The sequence below is a fragment of the Rhizorhabdus phycosphaerae genome (assembly GCF_011044255.1).
Taxonomy (GTDB): domain Bacteria; phylum Pseudomonadota; class Alphaproteobacteria; order Sphingomonadales; family Sphingomonadaceae; genus Rhizorhabdus; species Rhizorhabdus phycosphaerae.
Genome location: NZ_CP049107.1, coordinates 3,191,334 through 3,214,931, shown reverse-complemented (window position 1 = coordinate 3,214,931; position 23,598 = coordinate 3,191,334). Strand labels below are relative to the sequence as shown.

Here is a 23,598-nt window from a genome sequence, read left to right as displayed (position 1 = left end):
GCATGGCCGACGGCAGAACGATCGCCCGCGTTTCGACCGGGCTGTTCGTCCTGGGCTTCTGCCTGACCGGCTATGTGCTGACCTGGCCGGTGCGCAAGCGGATCGGCTGGACGCGCTTCTTCCTTCAATGGTTCGGCGAGGCGATGGGGCTGGATGTCCATGTCGAGGGACGTCCGCTGGGCCATGACGTGCTCTACGTCGCCAATCATCTCAGTTGGCTCGACATATTGGCGCTGGGCGGTGCGACGCGCACGGCCTTCGTGTCGAAGGACGATGTGCGCGGCTGGCCGCTGGTGGGCATGCTCGCTGCGATCGGCGATACCGTTTTCATCAATCGCGAGAGCCGCCGGGCCGCGCACGGACAGGTCGATCAACTCGGTCGCGCGCTGATCGAGCACCGAGCGGTGACGCTGTTTCCGGAGGGCACCACCAATGATGGCGTCACCCTCTTTCCCTTTCGCCCGGCTCTGTTCGCCTCGGTAGCACCGGCCCCGGCGGGCGTGCGCGTCCAGCCGGTGGCGATCGACTATGGCCCGGCCGCCCGCGACATCTGCTGGACGGGCGACGAGAATCTCGGACCGAATGCGCGGAAGGTTCTGGCGCGGCGTGGCAGTCTGCGCTGCACCCTGCGTTTCCTGCCGCCGCTCGCCCCCTCGACCGATCGCAAGGCGCTCGCGGCCCAGGCCCAGGCAGCGATCGCAGCCGCGCTGGCGCCAACGGCCTAGTTCCGCTATGGGCGCGGCCATGTCCCGCACGATCCCCAAGCGCTTTCACGTCAAGTCTTTCGGCTGCCAGATGAACGTCTATGACGGCGCACGCATGTCCGAACTGCTGGAGGCGGACGGCATGTCCGCGACCGACAATCCCGACGAAGCGGACCTGATCGTCCTCAACACCTGCCACATCCGCGAAAAGGCCGCCGAGAAGGTCTATTCGGACATCGGCCGGATCGTGAAGCGGGCAGCCAGCGACGAGCAGCCCCGGGAAAAGCCTATGATCGCGGTGGCCGGCTGCGTCGCGCAGGCCGAAGGCGGCGAGATTCCGCGCCGGGCACCGGCGGTGGACATCGTCGTAGGCCCCCAGGCCTATCATAACCTGCCGCAACTGGTCGCCGATGCGGTCGCGGGCCGGCGCGCCATCGATACCGACATGCCGGCCAATTCGAAGTTCGACGCCTTGCCGAAGCGCAGGCGCCAGGGACCGACGTCGTTCCTGACGGTGCAGGAGGGCTGCGACAAATTCTGCACCTATTGCGTCGTGCCCTATACGCGTGGCGCAGAGATATCGCGTCCATGGTCGGCGATCGTCGACGAGGCGCGCGCGCTCGTGGATGCCGGCGCGCGCGAGATCACCCTGCTCGGCCAAAACGTCAACGCCTGGACCGGCGAGGACGAAGCGGGGCGCAGGCGCGGCTTGGAAGGGCTGATCGAGGCGCTCGACGCGCTGCCCGGCCTCGCCCGCATCCGCTACACGACCAGCCATCCGAACGACATGAGCGACGGCCTGATCGCGGCGCATCGGGACGTCGGAAAGCTCATGCCCTTCCTGCACCTGCCGGTGCAAGCGGGATCGGATCGCATATTGCGCGCGATGAACCGCAGCCATGATTCGCGCTCCTATCTGGACCTGATCGACCGTGTCCGCGCCGCCCGGCCCGACATCGCGATCTCGGGCGACTTCATCGTCGGCTTTCCCGGCGAGACAGAAGAGGATTTCGAGGCCACGCTGGCGATCGTCCGGGCGGTTGGCCACGCGCAGGCCTTCAGCTTCAAATATAGCCCCCGGGCCGGCACCCCTGCTGCGACGATGGCCGACCAGATCCCTGCAGAGGTGATGGACGAGCGGCTCCAGCGGCTTCAGGCGCTGCTCAACGAGCAGCAGCACGGGTTCAACCTCGCCAGCGTCGGCAAGCGCTGCGACGTCCTGCTCGAGCGTGACGGCAAGAAGCCGGGGCAGCTTATCGGCAAGTCGCCCTGGCTGCAGTCGGTGATCGTCGAAGCGGACGCCGCGATCGGGGACATGGTCACGGTCGACATCGTATCAGCTGGTCCCAACAGCCTGATGGGAGAACTCGTGGATCGCGAACGCGCTGCCGCTTGAGCTAGCGACGTCTCCGCTGACGACCGCAACATAAAAGCCACATCCGCAGTGGATAAGTCGGCTGTTCCTCCGCTTTCCCCCTTCGCACGGGTCCAAATGCGCGTAGGATCGTTGTCACCGGACGATCGCCGTCCGAGTGGTCAGAGGAAAGGAACGCACCGCCTCTTATGTCGCGCAAGCCAGTCCCAGCGCAGGCCGGAGATCGCGCCCGGCTCGAGATCATCTTCGATAAACCCCAGTTGCTTGGCCGATTGTTCGGCGAGTTCGACCAGAATCTGGTGGCGATCGAAAATCGTCTGGGAGTCTATATCGCGGCGAGGGGCAACAAGCTGCAGATAGAGGGCGAGGCGGAAGCTGCAGGCCGGGCGCGCGAGGTGCTCACTGGGCTCTACAACCGAATCGTGAAGGGTCAGGATATTGACAGCGGCGCTGTCGAGGCCGTGATCGCCATGTCGGCCGAGCCCACATTGGACGGCATCATCCGCAACGACGTGTCCGATCCTCCCAAGGTGATGATCCGCACGCGCAAGAAGACGATCGTTCCGCGCTCCGCGACGCAGATCCGGTATATGGAAGCGCTCAACCGCTCCGACATCATCTTCGCGCTCGGGCCGGCAGGCACCGGCAAGACCTATCTGGCGGTCGCGCAGGCCGTCCAGCAGCTGATCCAGGGTACGGTCGACCGCCTGATCCTGTCGCGCCCCGCCGTCGAGGCGGGCGAGCGGCTGGGCTTCCTGCCGGGCGACATGAAGGAGAAGGTCGATCCCTATCTCCGCCCGCTTTACGACGCGCTCTACGACATGCTCCCAACCGAACAGGTCGAGCGGCGCATCGCCTCGGGCGAGATAGAGATCGCCCCGATCGCCTTCATGCGCGGACGCACGCTATCCGACGCCTTCGTCATCCTCGACGAGGCGCAGAACACGACGCCGGCGCAGATGAAGATGTTCCTGACCCGCTTCGGCCAGAACAGCCGGATGGTCGTGTGCGGTGACCCTCGGCAGATCGACCTTCCCGATATCGGTAAGTCGGGTCTGGCCGATGCGGTCGGCCGGCTCGAAGGCATCGACGGCATCGCGACCATCCGCTTCGGAGCCGCCGATGTCGTCCGCCACCCGATCGTCGGCCGGATCGTCGAAGCCTATGAAGGGCCCGACGCCGCATGATGGACGTAGCCGTGCAGGCGGAAGAAAGCTGGGGCGAAGACACCGACTGGGAAGCCCTGGCGATCGAGGCCGTCACAGCGGCGCTGTCGATCTCGCCCCATGCCGGGCTGCTCAATGCGCCCTTCACCGTCGAAATTTCGGTGCGGCTGGCCGACGATGACGAGGTCCACGCGCTGAACCGGCAATATCGGCAGAAGGACAAGCCGACCAATGTGCTGAGCTTCCCGATGGTCCAGCCGGACCTGATCGAGACGCTCGACAACAGCGACGACGGGGAAGTGCTGCTCGGCGACATCATTCTCGCACGCGGCGTCTGCGAACGCGAGGCTGCCGAGAAAGGCGTGGCGCCGGCCGAGCATGCCACCCATCTGATCGTCCACGGCACGCTCCATCTGATTGGCTACGACCATCTCGAGGACGACGAGGCCGAAGCGATGGAGGATCTCGAGAAGATCGCGCTGGCCAAGCTTGGCATCGCTGATCCTTATGCAATCAGGGAAGACTGAGATTTCGCCTTCCCGGCCGATGCCAGGTTGAGCCCCCGATCCATCGCCGATTACTGACGACGCGCGTAGCGCCCTTCGGCGGGAATGATCGTCGCCCCCTCGGTTCTGCGCAGCCGAGCTGCGATATGGTCTGCCGTGCGCAGCGCCAGCGCCACGATCGTCAGCGTCGGATTGGCCCAGCCCGAGGTCGGGAAAAGCGAGCTGCCCGCGACGTAGAGATTGTCCAGGCCATGCACCCGCCCGGTGGCGTCGGTGACGCCATCGCGCGGGCTGTCGGACATGCGCGTCGTCCCCATATGATGATAACCGCCGATAGCATGGGTGCTGATCAACGGATCGGTCTGCCAGCGCCGCGACGGATCGCCGAGCCAGGGGGCTGCTTCGACACGCCCCATGGCGAGCCGACGAAGCTCGCGGTCGAGCGCGGATACAAGGCCCCCGACGCTGTCGACATCGATCGGACTGGTTCGCCAGTCGAGCACTGGCCGGGGCATGCCCAAAGCATCCAGCTCTGCCCCGAGGCGTATGCGGCTGTCCGGATTGGGCGCCTGCTCGGCACGCACCACCAGCGATATTTCCCCGAGACCCAGCCTTTCCTGTAGCCAGGGACGCGCCGGATCGACGACCTGTTGCGCGGCGTTGACGGCCCTCTTGAGCGTCTTCCACAGGCCGCGGCCACGCGCCGTCGGGGCCGTCCCATGCTTCATCCTCTCATACGCTGCCATCAACAGGGCCTGCCGGCCATCGGCCCGACGCCGACAGGCGATTGTCAGCGATGTGTTGAGCAGTCCCGCGCGCCGCTGCAAGGCCACGCCGGGGGCCAGGAGCGGCGCGAAGGACAGCCTGCCGGATCGCTTGCGACCAAACAGGTCGAGAAGCTTCCAACTGGCGCCGCCGACGATCCGCCCGCCGCGCGCGTGCGGATGCTCCATGAAATAGCGTCCGACCAGATCATGGTCGTTGCCGAGGCCCCGGGGCATGACCGACCGGGATGCCAGCAGCAATCTGGGATTCTCGATACCGCCGGCGGCCAGCACGAACTGCCGCGCGCTCACCGTCATGCGGTTGCCCGAGAGGCTGCGCAGGCTGAGCCGCTCGACTGCGCGCCCGGACGACGCCGCGACGATCTCCCGCACCGTGGCATGGGTGACCACCGTGCAGCGGGGATGATCGAGAAGATCGGCGCTGTTCTTGCGGCTGAAGCGATCGAACCGCTCGTCGAAACACCAGAGCGGCGTCGCCAATTCTTCAGGATCGAAGGCGGGCAGCCTCTTACCCAGCAAGGCTTGGGCCGATGGCGGCTCCCCGGGCAAGCCGAAGGTGCGGCGGGCCTGCGCATAATAAGGTGCCAGGTCCTCGTGCGTGATGGGCCAGCCCGAATGGGCGACCCACGGCCGCCGCTCGAAATCGATCGGATCGAGCGTCGCGCAGCGGCCACCCCAGATCGCGGTGGTCCCGCCGAAGAAGCGCAGGCGCGCATCCCTCAACGCATAATAATCCAGGCCGACCGAGCGGCCCGCATTCAGGTCCGCAGTGGACGCTTCATGATCGAAGCCACCGCTTTCCAGGATCGCAACCGATGCACCGGCTGCGAGCAGACGCCGCGCAAGCGAAAGCCCCGCCGCGCCGGCACCGATGATCGCGACATCGGCGGCAATGCCGTCCGGACCGCCCTCGGCGAGATCGAATCGCATCGGTCAGCCCCTCCTGCGGACCCGACACTGCCGGAAGGATGGGCGGGAGGAGGCGATGGTCATGCTGGAAATACGCACCAGCGACGCCTTTAATTCTGACTATTCCCATGAAATTACGAGATAATCATTTCGCAGGAGTAAGGGAGCTTGCGGAGATTGCACCGCCCCGCCTATTTCAGTCAGCGAAACATATATGCGGGACGGCACAAAGAAAGACGATGCCAGACGACAGTAGTAGCAGCGCCGCAGACAGCGGCGGACGATGGTGGCGCGGGCTCCGCGCGCTCTTTGCGCCAGAGCAGGAGCCGAGCCTGCGCGACCAGATCGAGGAAGTTATCGAGGAGCATGCCGGCGACGGCAGCGAGGATGACGACGACCTCTCCCATGCGGAGCGCGAAATGCTCCGCAACATCCTCCATTTCGGCGAACGCACCGTGGGCGACATCGGCGTGCCCCGCGGCGACATCATTGCCGTGCCCGAGACGATCGGCTTCGACGACCTCGTGGCGCGCTTCGCCGAGGCCGAGCACAGCCGGCTTCCGGTCTTCGCCGACGACCTCGACCATGTGATCGGCATGGTCCATGTGAAGGACGTCTTCCGCATCGTCGCCACCGGCGCGCCGCGTCCGGACTCGATCGCCGGACTCATCCGGCAGCCCCGCTATGTGCCTTCCTCGATGCGCATCATCGACCTGCTGGCAGAGATGCGCGAGACGCGGACGCATCTGGCGATCGTGCTGAACGAATATAGCGGAACCGACGGGCTCGTGACGATCGAGGATCTGGTCGAGGAAATCGTCGGCGACATCGAAGACGAGCATGACGAGAAGGAAGAAGACCTCCTGATCCCGCTCGGCGATGCGATCTGGTCGGCCGATGCGCGCGCCGAGCTCGAGGATGTCGCGCGGCTGATCGATCCCCGCCTCGCCGACATCGACGACGATGTCGAAACTCTGGGCGGCCTCGCCTCGTCGCTGGCCGGCCATGTGCCCCTGCCCGGCGAGATATTGGAGCATCCCAGCGGCTGGCGACTCGAAATCGCCGATGCCGACGAACGGCGGGTGAAGAAGCTCCTGCTCCATCCGCCGCTTCCCGAGACGGCCGATCAGGACTGAGGCGCGGAGAGGCGACCTTTTTCCCTGATATGCGTTGAGGACACGGAACGATCGCCGGAGAGGCCAGATGACAACGAAGAAGAAAATCCTGCTATCCCTGCCGCTCGTCGCGCTTATCGCCGCCGGGGTGGGCGTCTATGTGATGGCGACCGACGAGAGCGCGACGGTCGACTTCGCAGCCGTAGTGGGTACCCGGCCCAAGCTGGTCGACCCCAAGGAACAGCTGATCCCCACGATCGCGGTCGCCAAGGCCGTGGGCTGGAAGGCGGGCGAGAAGCCGACGGCCGCCGCCGGGCTTTCGGTTGCCCCCTTCGCGGAAGGTCTCGACCATCCACGCTGGATCTACGTCCTGCCCAATGGCGACGTGCTGATTAGCGAAAGCAATTCTCCGCCGCGCGACGATGATAATGGCGGGGGCGGCGTCACCGGCTTCGTCATGAACAAGATGATGGCGCGCGCCGGCGCCGGGTTGCCCTCGCCCAACCGCATCATCCTGCTCCGCGATGCCGATGGCGATGGCAAGGCCGAACTGAAGACAGTGCTGATCTCCGGCCTGAACTCGCCCAGCGGCATGGCCTGGGCGGATGGCCAGCTCTATATCGGCAATACCGACGCGCTGGTGCGTGTGCCCTTCCAGCCCGGTCAGACCAGGATCGACGCCAAGCCGGTGACGGTCGCGAAGCTTCCCGGTGGCTATAACCACTGGGCGCGCAACCTGCTGCTCGCGCCCGACAACAAGTCGATCTACGTTGCGGTCGGCTCCGCCTCGAACATCGGCGAACGCGGCATGGATCTCGAGCAGAAGCGCGCCGCCATCCTCCAGATCGAGCTGCCCTCGGGCAAGGATCGCATCTTCGCCTACGGCCTGCGCAATCCCAACGGTCTCGCCTTCGAACCCGGCACGGGCGACCTGTGGACGACGGTCAACGAGCGCGACATGATCGGTTCGGACCTCGTCCCCGACTATCTGACCGAGGTGCAGCTTGGCGGCTTCTATGGCTGGCCCTGGTATTATTGGGGCGGTTATATCGACAAGCGCGTGCCCGAGCCGGAGCAGGACCTTCAGTCCTATGTCATCCGCCCCGATTATGCGCTCGGCCCCCATGTGGCAGCACTCGGCATGACCTTCGCCAAGGACGCGATCCTCGGTCCAGCTTATGCCAGCGGCGCCTTCATCGCCGAACATGGCTCGTGGAACCGCCGTCCGCGGTCAGGCTACAAGCTGGTGTTCGTGCCCTTCGCGCAGGGCAAGCCGATGGGCAAACCACGGGATGTGCTGACCGGATTCCTCTCTCCGTCGGAGGAGGCGCGCGGCCGGCCGGTCGCCGTGGCAGTCGGGAAGCGGGGCGGGCTTCTGGTCACCGACGATGTCGGCGGCAAGGTCTGGCGCGTGACCGCGACGGCCGTAGGCATGGCCAAACCCTGACGGGATTGCTGGACGGGGCATCACCGCCCCGTCGCGGTCAGATCAGCTGGCTGAGCTTGGACGGCGCGGGAAAGGCGGTCGGCTGCTCGACGGCTGGCGGCGCATCGAACCGGTGCCACCCGCCGGCCGAGAGCCGTTCGAGCGGCTGGAAGCGGGTCTTGTACTGCATACGCGGCGATCCCTCGACCCAGTAGCCCAGATAGACATAGGGCAGCCCGGTCTCAACCGCGCGGCGAATATGCTCGAGAATGATGAAGGTACCGAGACCCGGCCGCTGCTCATCTTCGGTTTCGAAGAAGCTGTAGACCATCGACAGCCCGTCGGCCTGGATGTCCGTGAGGCAGGCACCGACGAGGCGACCGGGTCGCCCGTCGACCGACGGCTCGCGATATTCGACGACATTGGTCTTCACCGGGGTCTGCTCGACCATATCGGCGAAATCCAGCTCGTCCATCTGCGCCATGCCACCGCCCGGGTGGCGAACCTTGAGATAGCGGCGCAGCAGCGCGAACTGCTCCTCGGTCGTCCAGGGCTTGCACACGCTGACCTCGAGATCGGCGTGGCGGCGCATCAGCTTGCGCTGGCTGGCGTTGGGCTTGAACTCCGCCGCGACGACGCGAACCGAAACGCAGGCCTGGCAATCGACGCAGCTCGGCCGATAGGCGACACCCTGGCTGCGGCGAAAGCCGATCCGGCCCAGCGCATCGTTGAGATCGGCCGCGTTCGGGCCCGACAATTCGGTGAACACCTTCCGCTCGGTCCGGCCCGGCAGATAGGGACAGGGACCCGGCGTGGTCACGAAGAAACGGGGGAAGCGAAACTGTGCCGTCATTTCGAAAGCATGCCCCCTGTCAGTGCGTGCGCCTTGGTCGAATCGGACTATGCCTACGCACGAACGTCATGAAAAGAGCATTAACCTCGATTCTTTCGGCTATGTTGACCATCGCCTCCGCCGAAAGGCGAAACGCTCAGGCCGCCTCGATCGGCGTCACCTCATAACCTTCGTGGCGCAGCGCCTGGAGCAGCCGGTCGAGATGCTGCGCGTCGCGGGTTTCGCATTCGATATCCGCGATCAGTCCCTTGGCCGGCAGCGTCGTGAAGACGCGCTGGTGGTACACCTCGACGATATTGACCTGCTGCTCGTCGAACACGCGGGCGACATGGAAGAGCGCGCCGGGCCGGTCCTGGAGGCGAATCCGCAGACGCGCCAGCCGGCCCGAGCGGGCGAGATCGCGCAGCAGCACATTGGCGAGCAGCCGGGTATCGATATTGCCGCCGCACAGGATGATGCCGACATTGCGGCCCTTGAACCGCTCGGGATGCGCGAGCAGCGCCGCGAGACCCGCCGCGCCGGCACCTTCGACCACCGTCTTCTCGATCTGGAGCAGCATCGATACCGACGTCTCGAGATCGCGTTCGGCGACGAGCACGATGTCGTCGACCAGCGCCTTGACGATTCTCGACGTCAGCGCGCCCGGCTGCTTGACCGCGATGCCCTCCGCCAGCGTGTCGCCCTCGCAGGGCAGGGTCACGCCCTTTATCCGGGCATACATCGACGGATAGAGCTCGGCCTGGACGCCGACCACCTGGATCGGGCGGCCCGTCGCGCGGGCCACGACGGCCGCGCCCGAGATCAGGCCGCCGCCGCCGATCGGCACGATCAGCGTGTCGATCTCGGGCGCGTCCTCGATCATCTCGAGCGTCACCGTGCCCTGGCCCGCTATCACATCCGCATCGTCGAACGGATGGACGAAGGTCAGGCCTTCCTGCTCCGCCAGCGTGCAGGCAGCCTCATAGGCATCGTCGAAGCGCTCGCCAGACAGGATGACGCGTGCACCATGGCCTTCGGTCTGCTGGACCTTCACCGTCGGCGTGGGCTTGGGCATGACGATGGTCACCGGAATGCCGAGGCGCGCACCGTGATAGGCCAGACCCTGCGCGTGATTGCCCGCCGAGGCGGCGATCACGCCGCGCTGGCGCTGTTCCTCGTCGAGCAGGCTGAGCTTATTGAGCGCGCCACGCTCCTTGTAAGCGGCGGTGAACTGGAGATTCTCGAACTTCAGCCAGACATTGGCGCCGGTAATCCGGCTGAGCGTGCGGCTGTGCATGATCGGCGTCCGGACGATCGAGGGCGCGATCCGGGCGTGCGCCGCGAGAACATCTTCGAAAGTGACGGGGACGCCGTGCGCGTCGCTGCTGCTCTGCAAGGTAGCCATGGTGTCGCGGCCCATAGACGATTGCGCAGCAGACTCCTAGCGCGGGCTCCGATTCCGCCTTATGCGATGCATCCATGGCAAAGGTGAGCTTTCTCGGGCTGGGCGCTATGGGCGCCCCCATCGCACGACATCTCGCGGCCGCAGGCCATGATGTCACCGTCTACAACCGCACGCGTGCCAAGGCCGAGGCCTGGGTGGAAAAGCATGGCGGGCGGCTCGCGCCGACCCCCGCGGCTGCCGCGGAGGATGCCGACGCGGTCTTCTCCTGCGTCGGCGCAGACGGCGACCTGGAAACGGTGACGCTGCGCAGCGATGGCTGCTTCCGCGCGATGAAGAAGGGCGCGCTTTACGTCGACCACACGACCGCGTCGGCGCGCATCGCCCGCCAACTGGCGGTCGAGGGCCGTGACCGCGGCCTGCTTGTGGTCGATGCGCCGGTTTCGGGCGGACAGTCGGGTGCCGAGGCAGGCACGCTGGCGATCATGTGCGGCGGCTCGGACAAGGCGGTCGAGGCCGCCATCCCCCTGATGCAGGCCTATTCCTCGCGGATCGTCCATATCGGCGGCCCAGGTGCAGGGCAGACCACCAAGATGGTCAACCAGATCTGCATCGCCGGCGCCATGCAGAGCGCAGCGGAAGCGCTGCGTTTCGCGCAGAATGCCGATCTCGACCTCGACCGGGTGTTCGAGGCGATCTCGGGCGGCGCGGCGGCCAGCTGGTATATGGTCAACCGCTGGAAGACGATGTCGGAGGAGAGCTTCGACTTCGGTTTCGCGGTCGACTGGATGCGCAAGGATCTTGGCATCGCGATCGAGGAAGCGCGTTCCAACGGCGCAGCCCTGCCCTTCGCCGCGCTCGCCGACCAATTCTATGCCGAGACGCAGGCATTGGGCTGCGGCCGGCTCGACATCTCCTCCGTGGTCAAGCGACTGCCGCGCACATGATCGCGCGCCTCGCCGGCGTTGGCCGGATCGCCCTGGCGGCGCTGGCCCTGATCGCCACGCCTGCGCTGGCCGACGGGCTGATCGACAATGCGAACGGCTATACGTTCGACGACAAGGGACGGCTTGTCCGCTTCGACGGCCTGCTGATCGACGGTCAGGGGCGCGTCGCGAAGCTTCTCGAACGCGGTGACAAGCGGCCCGAGCGGCTCGACTTCCGCCTCGACGCCAAGGGCAGGACGATCATCCCCGGCCTGATCGATGCCCATGGTCATGTCATGGGACTGGGCGAAGCCGCGCTGTCACTGGATCTCTCCGGCACGAAGAGCCTTGCGGAAGCGCAGGAGGCGCTGCGGCGCTATGCGGCCGACCGTCCCACGCCGCTCTGGATACGCGGCGGCGGCTGGAATCAGGAGCGCTGGCAGCTCGGTCGCTTCCCGACGGCGGCCGACATCGATGCGGTGACACCTGGCCGGCCGGTCGTGCTCGACCGCGTCGACGGCCACGCCCTGCTCGCCAACAGCGCGGCGATGGCTGCGGCCGGCATCAGCGCCGCGACCAAGGATCCGCCGGGCGGGCGGATCGAGCGCGACGCGAAGGGACAGCCTACGGGCGTGTTCGTCGATTCGGCGCAGCAGCTGATCATGGCGGTGGTGCCCGCCATGCTGCCACGCGAGCGCGACGCAGCACTCGCCAAGGCGCAGAACATTCTGCTCGGCTATGGCATCACCGCGACCGCCGACATGGGCACCTCGCCCGACGACTGGCTGACCATGCGCCGCGCCGGCGATGCCGGCAGGCTCAAGGTTCGGATCATTTCCTATGCCGGCGGGATACCCGCCCTGCTCGCGGTCGCGGGCACCGGCCCGACGCCCTGGCTCTATGACGGGCGGCTGCGGATGATCGGCGTAAAACTGTATGACGATGGCGCGCTCGGCTCGCGCGGCGCCTGGTTGAAGGCGCCCTATGCCGACGCACCGGGCCAGAAGGGCCTTCGTTTCCTCGAGGACGCTAAGCTCCGCAACCTGATGAGCCGCGCGGCGATGGACGGCTTCCAGACCGCCGTCCATGCGATCGGCGACGCCGCCAACGAACAGGTGCTCGGCGCGATCGAGGAATTGTCCGACACCTACAAGGGCGATCGCCGCTGGCGAATCGAACATGCGCAGATCGTCGATCCGTCGGACCTGCCGCGTTTTGCGAAGAACGGCATCATCGCCTCGATGCAGCCCGTTCACCAGACGTCGGACCATGTCATGGCCGAAGCGCGGCTGGGATCCGGCCGGCTCGGCGGGGCCTATGCCTGGAAGACGATGCTCGACAACAAGGTGCCCCTCGCTTTCGGGTCGGACTACCCGGTCGAAAGCCCCAATCCCTTCCCCGCTCTTGCCGCCGCCGTCAGCCGCGAGGATCCTTCGGGCCAGCCCCCCGGCGGGTGGCAGCCACAGCAGGCGATCAGCATCGCCGAGGCCGTGCGCGCCTTCACTGCGACCGCCGCCTTCGCCGGCTTCGCCGAGGACCGGATCGGCTCGCTCGCTCCCGGCCATTTTGCGGACTTCGTGATCCTCGACCGCGACATCTTCACAGCGGGGGTCGCCGACCTGCGCAGCACCAGGGCTGTCGAAACCTGGATTGCCGGCAAGCGGGCCTGGACTGCCCCCTGATCACCGGTTCGCGCGTTTCATATTGTAACATATGCCGGGCAATGACCGGCCGTCCTTCCGACCTGACGAGTATCGGACACCCATGAAGACCTCGCTTCTCGCTGCCGCCCTTCTCGCAACTGCCGCCACCTCGGCACAGGCGGCACCGCCGCCGAAGCCCAAGCTGATCGTCGCCATCTCGGTGGACCAGTTCTCGTCCGAGGTCTTCCAGCGCTATCGCGACAGCTACGTCGCGGGCCTCAGGACGCTTGCGGGCGGGATCGCCTATCCCGTCGCCTATCACAGCCAGGCGGCGACCGAGACCTGCCCGGGCCATTCGGCGATCCTGACCGGCCGATATCCGACCAATACGGGTATCATCGCCAATGACTGGATCGACCGGAAGACCGGCAAGAGCGTCTATTGCCTTGCCGTTCCGGGCCAGTCGGATCCGGATGCGAGAGGGCATCAGAACATTCGCGCGACGACCCTGGGCGACTGGACCAAGGCAGCCGAGCCGGGCGCCCGCGTCTTCGCCGTGTCGGGCAAGGATCGGGGCGCGATCACCATGGCCGGCAAGACCGCCGATGGCGTCTATTGGTGGGCGGACGGCAAGGGCTTCGTCACGTCGCCCTATGCGGGCCCGACGACCGAAGCGGTCACCGCCCCTGCCGCCGCGTTCGATGCGGCACTTCTGGCGCGATGGGCGAAGCGCCCGCCCAAGCTCTGGCCGAAACTGCCCAAGCGCTGCGCGGCACTTCAGAAGGCGCATCATTTCGGCGACATCGACGTCTCCGGCCGGGTGCCGCCTGAAGCGGAAACGGACTCGCTCAAGGCGAAGGACTTCCTTTCGACCAGGGCTTTCCAAGGTTCGCTGCGCGCTTCGCCCCTCTATGATTCGCTCGCCGTCGATTTCGCCACGCAGATCCTTGCGCGCGAGAAGCTGGGGCAGGGTCCGAAGACCGATGTCCTGACCGTGAGCCTGTCGGCGACCGACTATGTCGGTCACCGCTTCGGCAACGGCGGCGCGGAAATGTGCGCGCAGCAGGCGGCCCTCGACGCGACGATCGGCCGGCTGCTCAAGGCGGTCGAGGCGCAGAAAGTGCCGTTCGTCGTCGTGCTGACCGCAGACCATGGCGCGACCGATGCCGCCGAGCGCGAGCATGAGCATGACGCGAAGGCGAGCAGGCTCGATTCGCGCGCCTTCCTCGGCCGACTCGACGCCGCGCTGAAGAGCGAGCTGAAGCTGACCGAGTCGCCGCTTCTCGGTGGCGATCCGACCCAGATTTACATCAAGGCGATGGACGACGAGGCGAAGCGCGTCGCCATCCGGACAGCCGCGCTGGCCTGGATCCGGCAGCAGCCGGAGGTGGTCGAGGCCTATACCGGGCCCGAAGTCGAGGCGGCTTCGGTCCCGATCGGCACCCCGCCCGAGATGATGACGCTGCTGCAGCGACTGCGGCTCAGCTATGATCGCGAGCGTTCTGGCGACATCATGGTGGTCTTCCGCGAGCGCACCTCCTTCGGTCGGCCGCAAAAGGCGGGCGATACGGTCGCTGGCCATGGCACGCCGTGGGACCATGACCGGCAGGTGCCGATCCTGTTCTGGTGGCCTGGCGCGCCCAGGGAAGATCGCAAGGTCAGCGCCGAGGTGGTCGACATCGCCCCCACCCTCGCCGGCATCGTCGGGGTAAAGCCGCCGGTCTCCGTGGATGGGCGCTGCCTCGACCTGGGCGGCAACTGCCCCAGATAAGGGGCCGCTGTCGGTCAGTCGAACAGGCGGTGCTTGATCCCCGCTGCCAGGCGATAGAACCAGCGATAGGTGCGCGCGCGGAGGCTTCCGTCCTCGACACCCATTACCTGCAGGCGCTCGATCCTGCCGATCGAGACATTGTCCACCACATTCCTCACGCTGCCGGTCCAGTCGGCGACCAGGCTCGTGGGCCAGTTCGCCTCGCGCACCTGCGAGGCGTGGTTCCGGGCGACGACCAGTCCTGACGACGGGTTGACCCGGCCTTCGGCCGACACCGCGATGAAGGCCGAGCGATTTTCCTTGTCCACCCCCTGCACCATCACATTGCGCAGGATCCGGCCCGACGCGCCTTCGGGCAGGTCGATCATGTAGTTGGTGGCGCGACCTTCGGTATCGTCGAAGCTGCTGTCGGCGATCTCTATGATGCGGGCGCGGCTCTTCACATAATGGCCCCCGCGCCCTCGCTCGAATCGGCTGCGTCGAACGGTGACTGCCCGGTAGGCACCCAGATAGAGTGAATGGGCGCAGGCCAGCCCGCGATCGCAGCGGCCCAGGCCGGAGAATGTCGAGCGGTCGATCAGGATCGAGGAGCCGGGATCGTCGGCACCGAGGATGCCCTGTTCGGAATTGCGGAACAGGCTGCCGACGACGGTCAGGTTCCCCTTCTCGATGCGGATACCGGCGCCATTGCCTTCGGGGACATTCATATTCTCGAAAAGGAGGCCCTCGATCCGGGACTCGCGGCCGCGCAGCACGAGCGCGGCCTTGCCTTCGCATATCCCGCCGTCGAAGATCGCCGAGAGCGGGCGTATGGCGCGGTAGGTGATCCGCCCCGCCTGCTGGACCGCGCAGTCCGAATAGCGCCCCGGTGCGATCAGGATCGTCGCGCTGTCGTCGCCGACCGCAGCCACCGCTGCTGCAAGGCTCGCGAAGGACTGCCCGTTCTGCTCGATCGTGAAGGGCAGACCGAAGGCAGGACCGGAAAGGCTGAGCAGGACGAACAGACTGACGTGGCGCATCGCGGCTCCCTAACGCCCCAAGCGTGAGGATATGCTTAGCGTCTTGTCGGGTGCGATCGCCCCCGCCGTCAATCCAGGTTCGGCCGCAGCCAGCGTTCGGCCGTGTCGAGATCGACCCCGCGCCGTTCCGCATAGTCCTCGAGCTGGTCTCGGCCGATGCGTGCCACGCCGAAATAGCTCGCCTCCGGATGCCCGAAATAGAAGCCCGAGACCGCCGCAGTCGGAAGCATCGCGAAGCTCTCGGTCAGGACAATGCCGGCATTGTCCCCGGCCTTGAGCAGGTCGAACAGGATCGGCTTCTGGCTGTGGTCGGGGCAGGCCGGATAGCCCGGCGCGGGACGAATGCCGCGATACTGCTCCTTGATCAGCGCCTCGTTGGTCAGCTGTTCGCCCTCGGCATAGCCCCACAATTCGGTGCGAACATGCTGGTGCAGCCGCTCCGCGAAAGCCTCCGCGAGACGATCCGCCAGCGCCTTGAGCAGGATGTCGCGATAATCGTCATGGTCGGCCTTGAAGCGGGCGATATGCTCGTCGATGCCGTGGATGCCGACGGCGAAGCCTCCCAGCCAGTCACCCACCGGCGCGACGAAGTCGGCGAGACACATGTTCGCGCGTCCCTCGCGCTTGCGAATCTGCTGCCGCAGGAAGGGAAGGCGCACCTCGCGCCCTTCATGCTCGACGATCACGTCGTCCCCCGCCGAGCGCGCCGGCCAGAGCGCCGCCACGCCCCGTGCCGTAAGCCACTTCTCGGCGATGACGGTGTCCAGCATCTGCTGCGCATCGGCGAACAGGTTGCGGGCGCTTTCCCCGACGATCGCGTCGTCGAGGATCGCGGGATAGTTGCCAGCCAGTTCCCAGGCCCGGAAGAAAGGCGTCCAGTCGATCAGGGAGCGCAAATCCTCGAGCGGCCAGTCGGCGAAGACATGCGTGCCGGGCTGGCGCGGAGCTTCGGGCTTCAGCGCGAAATCGGCGACGAAGCCGTTGGCGCGCGCCTCCTCCAGCGTCGCGAGTTCGTTCTGCCCCTTGCCCTCGCGTGCGCGCCGCACGGCATCATAATCGGCCGCGGTCTTCGCCACGAAATCGTCGCGCTGCGTATCCGACAGCAGCGTCGAGGCGACCCCGACCGCGCGGCTGGCGTCAAGCACGTGGATGACCGGCCCCTCATAGGCCGGCGCGATACGGAGCGCGGTGTGCACCTTCGACGTGGTCGCACCACCGATGAGCAGCGGCATCGACATCTTGCTGCGCTGCATTTCCGCCGCGACGGTCACCATCTCGTCGAGCGATGGCGTGATCAGCCCCGACAGGCCGATGATGTCGGCGTCATTCTCGTTGGCCGCCTTCAATATGTCCATCCAGGGCACCATCACGCCCAGGTCGATGACCTCATAGCCGTTGCACTGGAGGACCACGCCGACGATGTTCTTGCCGATATCGTGGACGTCGCCCTTGACCGTGGCCATGATGATCCGGCCCTTGGCGCGCTGCCCCGGCGTCTTCTGCGCCTCGATGAAGGGCAAGAGATAGGCGACCGCCTTCTTCATGACGCGCGCGGACTTCACCACCTGCGGCAGGAACATCTTGCCCGATCCGAACAGGTCGCCGACGACGTTCATGCCGTCCATCAGCGGCCCCTCGATCACCTCGATCGGGCGCGCGAAATGTTGGCGCGCCTCTTCGGTGTCCTCGACGACATAAGCATCGATGCCCTTGACCAGAGCATGTTCCAGCCGCTTCGCGACCTCCCAGCCGCGCCATTCCTCCGCCGCCTTCTCGGCCGCCGCGTCGGTACCCCGGAAGCGCTCGGCCAGGGTGATCAGCCGTTCGGTCGCGTCCTCCCGCCGGTCCCAGATCACATCCTCGCAGGCTTCGCGCAATTCCGGGTCGATCGCATCATAGACGTCGAGCTGGCCGGCATTGACGATCCCCATGTCCATGCCCGCCTGGATGGCGTGGTAGAGGAACACGCTGTGCATAGCGCGCCGCACCGGCTCGTTGCCGCGGAAGGAGAAGCTGAGGTTCGAGACGCCACCCGAGATGTGGCAGTGCGGGCAACGCTTCTTGATCTCGGCGGTCGCCTCGATGAAGTCGATCGCGTAGCGGCGATGCTCTTCGATGCCCGTCGCGACCGCGAAGATATTGGGATCGAAGATGATGTCTTCGGGTGGAAATCCGTCCGCGACAAGCAGGCGATAGGCGCGCTCGCAGATTTCGACCTTGCGCTCCTTGGTGTCCGCCTGCCCGACCTCGTCGAACGCCATGACCACGACGGCCGCACCATAGGCCCGGCATTTGCGCGCCTGGGTGAGAAAGGCCTCCTCGCCCTCCTTCATGCTGATCGAGTTGACGATCGGCTTGCCCGACACGCATTTGAGGCCCGCCTCGATCACCGACCATTTCGAGCTGTCGATCATCACCGGCACGCGCGCGATGTCGGGCTCGGCCGCGATAAGCTTGAGGAAGGTGGTCATCGCCATCTCGGCGTCGAGCAGCCCCTCGTCCATGTTGACGTCGACGATCTGGGCCCCGTTCTCGACCTGCTGCCGCGCGACCTCGACCGCCCTGGTATAGTCGCCACCCATGATCAGCTTCTTGAACGCGGCCGAACCGGTCACGTTCGTGCGCTCGCCGATGTTCACGAACTGCGCAGTGGTGGTGGTCGTCATGCTATCGGGTCTTCCAGATCGTCGGTCAGCGAGGCGTATCGCGGGAAATCTTCAACAGGCCGTTATCCGGCCACAGAGCGGGAAGGCGGCGGTCAGGCCACCATCGTCATCGGATCGAGCCCGGCGAGCCGGGTGTAGTGGTCATGCACATGCGGTTCGCGCGGCGGCTTGCCCTTTACCGCCGCCGCCATCGCCGCGATGTGCGCGGGCGTCGAACCGCAGCAGCCGCCGACGACGTTGACCAGCGCCTGATCCGCCCATTCCCCGATGAAGCCCCCCGTGGTCGCGGGCTGCTCGTCATATTGGCCCAGATCGTTGGGCAGGCCCGCATTGGGGTAGATCATGACCAGCGTGTCGGCCATTGCGGACAGCACCTGGACATGCGGGCGCAGCAGGTCGGCACCGAAGGCGCAGTTGAGCCCGATCGTCAGGGGATGCGCATGGCGCACCGAATGCCAGAAGGCCTCGACCGAATGGCCCGAGAGATTGCGGCCCGACATGTCGGTGATGGTCATCGACAGCATGATCGGAATCTCGGTGCCGCGCTTCACCTGCTCGTCCAGCACGGCCATGATCGCAGCCTTGGCGTTGAGCGTATCGAACACCGTCTCGATCAGAATGAAGTCGCAGCCGCCGTCGAGCAGCCCCGCGACCTGGTCCTGATAGACGTCGCGCATCGTGTCGAAATCGATCGCGCGATAGCCGGGATCGTTGACGTCGGGCGACAACGACAGCGTCTTGTTGGTCGGCCCGATCGCGCCGGCGACGAAGCGCGGGCGACCATCGCGCGCGGCATAATCGTCGGCCGCCTTTCGTGCGATCGATGCCGCCGCCACGTTCATGTCGCGGACGAGATGGACCGCGTCATAATCGCCCTGGCTGATGATGTTCGCGTTGAAAGTGTTGGTCGATACGATATCCGACCCCGCGTCCAGATATTGCCGCGTGATCGCGTCAATCACGTCGGGCCGGGTCAGCACCAGAAGGTCGTTATTGCCCTTCTGGTCGCAGGGCAGGTCGAGGTCGCCGCGATAGTCGGCTTCCTGCAGCTTGTAGCTCTGGATCATCGTGCCGAAGGCGCCGTCGGTGAGCAGGATGCGCTGGCGGGCCTGGTCGCGGAAGATCGCAGCGGCTTCTGATTTATGCATGTCTTGTCCCCCGTCCCGGTCTCAGGCCGCCGCCTCGAGGCCGGCGCCCTTGGCGCGCAGCCCGAGGAGATGGCAGATCGAGAAAGCCAGTTCCGCCCGGTTGAGCGTGTAGAAGTGAAATTCGCGGACCCCGCCGGCATAGAGGCGGCGGCACATCTCGGCCGCGACCGTAGCCGCGACAAGCTGCCGCGCGGCGGGATGATCGTCGAGGCCTTCGAACAGCCGGTCCATCCAGGCGGGGATGGCCGCCCCGCACATCGCAGCGAATTTGCGCGTCTGAGCGACGTTCGACACCGGCAGGATGCCCGGCACGATCTCGCCCTCGATTCCAGCGGCGCGCGCCTTGTCGCAAAAGCGGAAGAAAGTCTCGGGCGAGAAGAAGAACTGGGTGATCGCGCGCGTCGCGCCTGCGTCGAACTTCGCCTTCAGATTGGCGAGGTCGCTTTCCAGGCTGACCGCTTCGGGGTGGCTCTCGGGATAGGCCGCGACCGAAATCTCGAACGGGTGGATCGCCTTGAGCCCGGCGACCAGCTCGGCGGCGTTGCGATAGCCATCGGGGTGCGGCGCGAAGCTGGCACCCTGCGTCGGCGGGTCACCCCGCAGCGCGACGATGTGGCGGACGCCGGCCGACCAATAGGCCCGCGCGATTTCCTCGATATCGGCCTTGCTTGCCTCGACGCAGGTCAGATGTGCGGCCGCCGGAATGCCGGTCTCGGCGACGATCCGTTCGACCGTCTGGTGCGTCCGCTCGCGCGTCGATCCGCCGGCGCCGTACGTCACCGAGACGAAGCGGGGGTTGAGCGGGGCCAGCGTCTGGATCGCGGCCCACAGGCTCTCCTCCATCTTCTCGGTCTTAGGCGGGAAGAATTCGAAGGAGACGGCGGCATCGCCGGCGAGGTCGGCGAACAGCGGCGTGTCGAGGGCCCGGCGGGCTTCCTCGAGCTGACTGAATGGAACAGTGCTCATGATGCTACCTTCAACTGCGCGCGCTGACTGCGCACGCCCAACCAGAGTTTGACCGTCAGCGCGTCGCCGACCAGTTCCTCGACGCGATCGAGACCGAGACCGGCCGACCCGAACCAGCCGCCAATCTGATCATCCGTAAAGCCGAGACGCGCATGGGCGTCGCGGGTGCGAAGCTCCTCGAGATCGTGACTGGCGAAATCGACGATGAGCAGCCGGCCGCCCGGCGACAGGAGTCGCGCGCATTCGGCTATCGCTGCCGACGGATGCTGTGCGAAATGCAGAACCTGATGGAGCAGGACGAGGTCCGCCATGCCGTCGGCCAGCGGCAATGCATACATGTCGCCCTGGCGCAGATCGGCCCCGTCGAGTCCGGCCTCGGCCAGCTTCACGCGCGCAAGCCGGAGCATTTCGGGACTGCGGTCGATCCCCATGGCCGAGCTCGCGCGCGCGCCGATCAGTTCGATCATCCGCCCCGTACCCGTCCCGATATCGACGAGTCGGCCGACCGGGGCGCCCGACAGGATGGACAGGATCCGCCCTTCGACGGCGCTTTCCGGCACGTGGAGCGAACGAATCGCGTCCCATTCCTCGGCATGTTCGGCGAAGTAGCGCGCCGCCGCCGCCGCACGATCCGCCCGCACGGCCGTCAGCCGCGCACGATCGGTTGCGATCCAGGCCGCTTCGCTCTCATCGCTCCAGCCGTCCATGGCGGCGAAGAGCGGCGCGACCGCCTGTTCCTGACCCAGCCCGAGGAAGACCCAGCTGCCCTCCTTGCGCCGTTCGGCCAGGCCGGCATCGGTCAATATCTTCACATGTCGTGAAACCCGTGGCTGGCTTTGTCCCAGAACCTGTGCCAGCTCGCCGATCGACAGCTCCATCGCGCGTAGCAGATGGAAGATGCGAAGACGGGTCGGGTCGGCAAGCGCCCGGAAGATGGCCAATGCGTCGAGCGGCATATATGCAGACATAAAGAAATCTTTATATGCGGTCAAGGCGCTTGCCCCCCGGCACAGTGCGCGGCATGCCGTCGCGACAGGGAACTTCGCGGGACTCCACGAGTCTCACCGCCAACGGGCCAGCCGCCCGAAAGGGAAATCGATCATGCGTTCATCGGCACGGATTGCGGGCGTCGCAGCCCTGGGCCTGCTGCTTTCCGCCTGCACCTCGACGCGCGTCGGGACGGACAGGCTTGCTGAAAAGGACCCGCTCGAGGGGTTCAATCGCGCCGTGTTCTCGGTCAATCGCGGGGCCGACAAGATTCTCGTGAAGCCTGTGACACAGGTTTATCGCGGCGTCGCGCCGAAGCCGGCCCGCGATGGCATCCGCAACTTCTTCGCCAATGTCGGCGAGCCCTTTTCCTTCATCAACAATATCCTGCAGGGCAAGGGCGACCGAGCCGCGCGCAATGTGGGCCGCTTCCTGGTCAACAGCACCATCGGCGTCGCAGGATTGTTCGATCAGGCCAGCCGGATGGGGATCAAGCGCGCCGACGAGGACTTCGGTCAGACCCTCGCGGCGTGGGGTGCGAATGGCGGTCCTTATCTGATGCTCCCGCTGCTCGGCCCTTCGACGCTGCGCGACGGCGTCGGAACTGGCAGCGCCTGGTTCCTCGACCCCTACCGTGTGTGCACCCGCGAATGCGACCTGCCGAAGGGATCGCAGCTCGCGCTGACCGCGAGTCAGGTGATCAGCATCCGCGATGGCCTGATCGAGAGTGGCGCCGACAACTTCCTCGCATCGACGCTCGATCCCTATGCGGCGACGCGGTCGGCCTATCTCCAGCGTCGTCGAGCGGAGATTCTTGACCAGGAAGACAATTTCAGCGCGGGCGCCGACACCGACGCGGGGCTCCCGGCCGCAGACGCGCTGGGTGCCGCCGATGCCGATGCCGGCCTCGGCACCCCCGATCCGGCAGGCGACGGCGCAGCGCCGACCGTTACGGCACCGGCCCCCGAGACCGTTTCGGAGCCGGAAAAACAGCCTGATTAACTACCGGAACAAGAGACATTGCATCGCACTGCGCAAAACGGTAAGAAGTCCCCGCCTGTTTCGGGGGGAAACAAGCCTGAACGTGATTGGAAATCGTTCGAGCCACTCTCTTTTTAATCCACTTCCGGAGAATTCGATCATGAAGAAGATCGTTGCCCTTTCGCTCATCGCCGTTGCTTCGCTCTCGCTGGCTGCCTGCAAGAAGGAAGCCCCCGCTGCCGAGAACAACACCGCGGTCGTCGAGAACGCTGCTGACGCCGTCGTCGACACCAACGCTGCGATGGCTGACTCGAACATGGCTGCTCCGGCGGACAACGCTTCGAACGCGATGTAATTCGCACGCGGTCGCTTCGGCGACTGCGGCTATCGAACAGGGAAGGCCGCGCTTTCGGGCGCGGCCTTTTCTTTTGCCTGGAGGCTTATCGGATCAGCGAAATATCGGCTGCGTGACGAGAAGTTCCTCGGATGCGCAACTCTGGGCGGAAGGCATCGCCCCACTACGCTGCAGCGCAGTAAGCTCGTTGCGCGCCGCAACCACCCCATCCGCATAAGACTGCTCGGTGCGAACGACCGCCAGGGTCGTCGACGCGGTCAGCCGGCCGGCCTCCACCGCGCTCATGCTGTGAGTACCGCAGACGACGCCGCTCTCACCATAAGCTCGCCCCCGCGCGAGGATAGGCGCGGCTCGCTCGTGCAGGATTTCGGCCAGGATCAAGGCCCAGCTCCACCCCCGTGCGGCATCGGCCGAGGGATAGTCGTAGCTCATCCGCAGCGAATCGTCCGGAACGACGCAGGTGGCGCCCGATTCGGTCAGCAAGAGGCGGCGGCGCTTGTAATAGGCGCGCAGTTCGTTGGCCTCGCGCACCACGTCCCGCGAAGCGCGTTCGATCAGCGCCGCCGTACGCGGCGCCGTCTGCGGCGTGATCGAAAGCCGGGCGGCACAGCCGAAGGCACGCATCATGCTGGCGGCATCGCCGGCCTGATCGGCCACCGCCATGCTCCAGCGCTCGCTATTCTCCAGCGCGCGGGTGGCCTTGTGCACATCGCGGTCGGCCTGTCCCCGAGGCTCCTGAGGGATCGGTGCCGGCGGGACGACATCGACCAGCGTGAGATAGCCAGCATCCAGAAACGGTGCCGGCCCCGCCTGCGCGCCGACCATGACCGCGGCCCCCGCAAGGGCCACGAGCGCGCCCGTCCTCGCCATTGCCGATCGAAGCTTCACGCGCTGTCCCCCCTCAACCTGACCGGAA

The 23,598-nt window shown here is 66.1% G+C and carries 20 protein-coding genes; 11 read left to right on the top strand and 9 right to left on the bottom strand.

Annotated features, from left to right (window positions below; genetic code table 11):
* Window positions 1-2: 2 nt before the first annotated feature.
* From G6P88_RS14970 to ybeY, 4 genes are all read left to right on the top strand, one after another.
* A complete protein-coding gene (locus G6P88_RS14970) occupies window positions 3-725 on the top strand; it encodes a lysophospholipid acyltransferase family protein (protein WP_165323884.1) in 723 nt (240 codons plus the stop codon).
* Between the two features lie 7 nt (window positions 726-732).
* On the top strand, window positions 733-2,100 hold the full coding sequence (miaB, locus tag G6P88_RS14965; protein WP_165323883.1) for a tRNA (N6-isopentenyl adenosine(37)-C2)-methylthiotransferase MiaB: 1,368 nt from the start codon (window positions 733-735) through the stop codon (window positions 2,098-2,100).
* A gap of 167 nt (window positions 2,101-2,267) precedes the next feature.
* Window positions 2,268-3,266 carry a PhoH family protein gene (locus G6P88_RS14960; RefSeq protein WP_165323882.1) on the top strand — a complete coding sequence of 333 codons (999 nt, stop codon included), beginning with the start codon at window positions 2,268-2,270 and terminating at the stop codon, window positions 3,264-3,266.
* Window positions 3,263-3,772 carry an rRNA maturation RNase YbeY gene (gene ybeY, locus G6P88_RS14955; protein WP_165323881.1) on the top strand — a complete coding sequence of 170 codons (510 nt, stop codon included), beginning with the start codon at window positions 3,263-3,265 and terminating at the stop codon, window positions 3,770-3,772. Before G6P88_RS14960 ends, ybeY begins: the two co-directional genes overlap by 4 nt.
* A gap of 50 nt (window positions 3,773-3,822) precedes the next feature.
* Here the strand turns inward: ybeY and G6P88_RS14950 are convergent, their stop codons facing one another.
* Window positions 3,823-5,466: an FAD-dependent oxidoreductase gene (locus tag G6P88_RS14950; RefSeq protein ID WP_165323880.1), complete on the bottom strand. Its 1,644-nt coding sequence runs from the start codon at window positions 5,464-5,466 to the stop codon at window positions 3,823-3,825.
* A 218-nt stretch (window positions 5,467-5,684) separates the two neighbouring features.
* On the opposite strand from G6P88_RS14950, the gene G6P88_RS14945 reads away from it, so the two are divergent.
* On the top strand, window positions 5,685-6,581 hold the full coding sequence (locus G6P88_RS14945; protein ID WP_165323879.1) for a hemolysin family protein: 897 nt from the start codon (window positions 5,685-5,687) through the stop codon (window positions 6,579-6,581).
* A gap of 67 nt (window positions 6,582-6,648) precedes the next feature.
* The gene (locus G6P88_RS14940; protein WP_165323878.1) at window positions 6,649-8,007 is read left to right on the top strand and encodes a PQQ-dependent sugar dehydrogenase; all 1,359 of its coding nucleotides are present in this window, start codon (window positions 6,649-6,651) and stop codon (window positions 8,005-8,007) included.
* Between the two features lie 37 nt (window positions 8,008-8,044).
* On the opposite strand, the gene G6P88_RS14935 is transcribed toward G6P88_RS14940, so the two are convergent.
* Window positions 8,045-8,839 carry an arginyltransferase gene (locus G6P88_RS14935; protein WP_165323877.1) on the bottom strand — a complete coding sequence of 265 codons (795 nt, stop codon included), beginning with the start codon at window positions 8,837-8,839 and terminating at the stop codon, window positions 8,045-8,047.
* A gap of 136 nt (window positions 8,840-8,975) precedes the next feature.
* Entirely contained in the window at window positions 8,976-10,223 is a 1,248-nt protein-coding gene (locus G6P88_RS14930; protein WP_165323876.1) for a threonine ammonia-lyase, read from the bottom strand.
* A gap of 74 nt (window positions 10,224-10,297) precedes the next feature.
* Here G6P88_RS14930 and G6P88_RS14925 point away from each other — a divergent pair, with 74 nt between their 5' ends.
* The 3 genes from G6P88_RS14925 (at window position 10,298) to G6P88_RS14915 (ending at window position 14,560) form a co-directional block, all read left to right on the top strand.
* Window positions 10,298-11,167: an NAD(P)-dependent oxidoreductase gene (locus G6P88_RS14925; protein ID WP_165323875.1), complete on the top strand. Its 870-nt coding sequence runs from the start codon at window positions 10,298-10,300 to the stop codon at window positions 11,165-11,167.
* Entirely contained in the window at window positions 11,164-12,828 is a 1,665-nt protein-coding gene (locus G6P88_RS14920; protein ID WP_165323874.1) for an amidohydrolase, read from the top strand. The genes G6P88_RS14925 and G6P88_RS14920 overlap by 4 nt, the downstream gene beginning before the upstream one ends.
* Window positions 12,829-12,910: 82 nt before the next feature.
* Window positions 12,911-14,560 (top strand): alkaline phosphatase family protein, encoded by a 1,650-nt coding sequence (locus G6P88_RS14915; RefSeq protein WP_165323873.1) that lies wholly within the window; start codon window positions 12,911-12,913, stop codon window positions 14,558-14,560.
* Between the two features lie 14 nt (window positions 14,561-14,574).
* Here G6P88_RS14915 and G6P88_RS14910 read toward each other — a convergent pair whose 3' ends face one another.
* From G6P88_RS14910 to G6P88_RS14890, 5 genes are all read right to left on the bottom strand, one after another.
* Window positions 14,575-15,579 (bottom strand): right-handed parallel beta-helix repeat-containing protein, encoded by a 1,005-nt coding sequence (locus G6P88_RS14910; protein ID WP_165323872.1) that lies wholly within the window; start codon window positions 15,577-15,579, stop codon window positions 14,575-14,577.
* Window positions 15,580-15,647: 68 nt separating this feature from the next.
* Entirely contained in the window at window positions 15,648-18,245 is a 2,598-nt protein-coding gene (gene metH / locus G6P88_RS14905) for a methionine synthase (protein ID WP_165323871.1), read from the bottom strand.
* A gap of 92 nt (window positions 18,246-18,337) precedes the next feature.
* A complete protein-coding gene (locus tag G6P88_RS14900) occupies window positions 18,338-19,393 on the bottom strand; it encodes a homocysteine S-methyltransferase family protein (protein ID WP_165323870.1) in 1,056 nt (351 codons plus the stop codon).
* Window positions 19,394-19,414: 21 nt separating this feature from the next.
* On the bottom strand, window positions 19,415-20,359 hold the full coding sequence (gene metF, locus G6P88_RS14895) for a methylenetetrahydrofolate reductase [NAD(P)H] (protein ID WP_165323869.1): 945 nt from the start codon (window positions 20,357-20,359) through the stop codon (window positions 19,415-19,417).
* On the bottom strand, window positions 20,356-21,327 hold the full coding sequence (locus G6P88_RS14890; protein ID WP_165323868.1) for an ArsR/SmtB family transcription factor: 972 nt from the start codon (window positions 21,325-21,327) through the stop codon (window positions 20,356-20,358). The genes metF and G6P88_RS14890 overlap by 4 nt, the downstream gene beginning before the upstream one ends.
* Window positions 21,328-21,460: 133 nt before the next feature.
* Between G6P88_RS14890 and G6P88_RS14885 the strand changes: the two genes are divergently transcribed.
* The gene (locus G6P88_RS14885) at window positions 21,461-22,348 is read left to right on the top strand and encodes an MlaA family lipoprotein (protein ID WP_226946582.1); all 888 of its coding nucleotides are present in this window, start codon (window positions 21,461-21,463) and stop codon (window positions 22,346-22,348) included.
* Window positions 22,349-22,487: 139 nt separating this feature from the next.
* Window positions 22,488-22,682 (top strand): hypothetical protein, encoded by a 195-nt coding sequence (locus tag G6P88_RS14880; protein WP_165323867.1) that lies wholly within the window; start codon window positions 22,488-22,490, stop codon window positions 22,680-22,682.
* Window positions 22,683-22,775: 93 nt separating this feature from the next.
* On the opposite strand, the gene G6P88_RS14875 is transcribed toward G6P88_RS14880, so the two are convergent.
* The gene (locus G6P88_RS14875) at window positions 22,776-23,570 is read right to left on the bottom strand and encodes a phosphatase PAP2 family protein (RefSeq protein WP_226946581.1); all 795 of its coding nucleotides are present in this window, start codon (window positions 23,568-23,570) and stop codon (window positions 22,776-22,778) included.
* Between the last annotated feature and the right edge of the window lie 28 nt (window positions 23,571-23,598).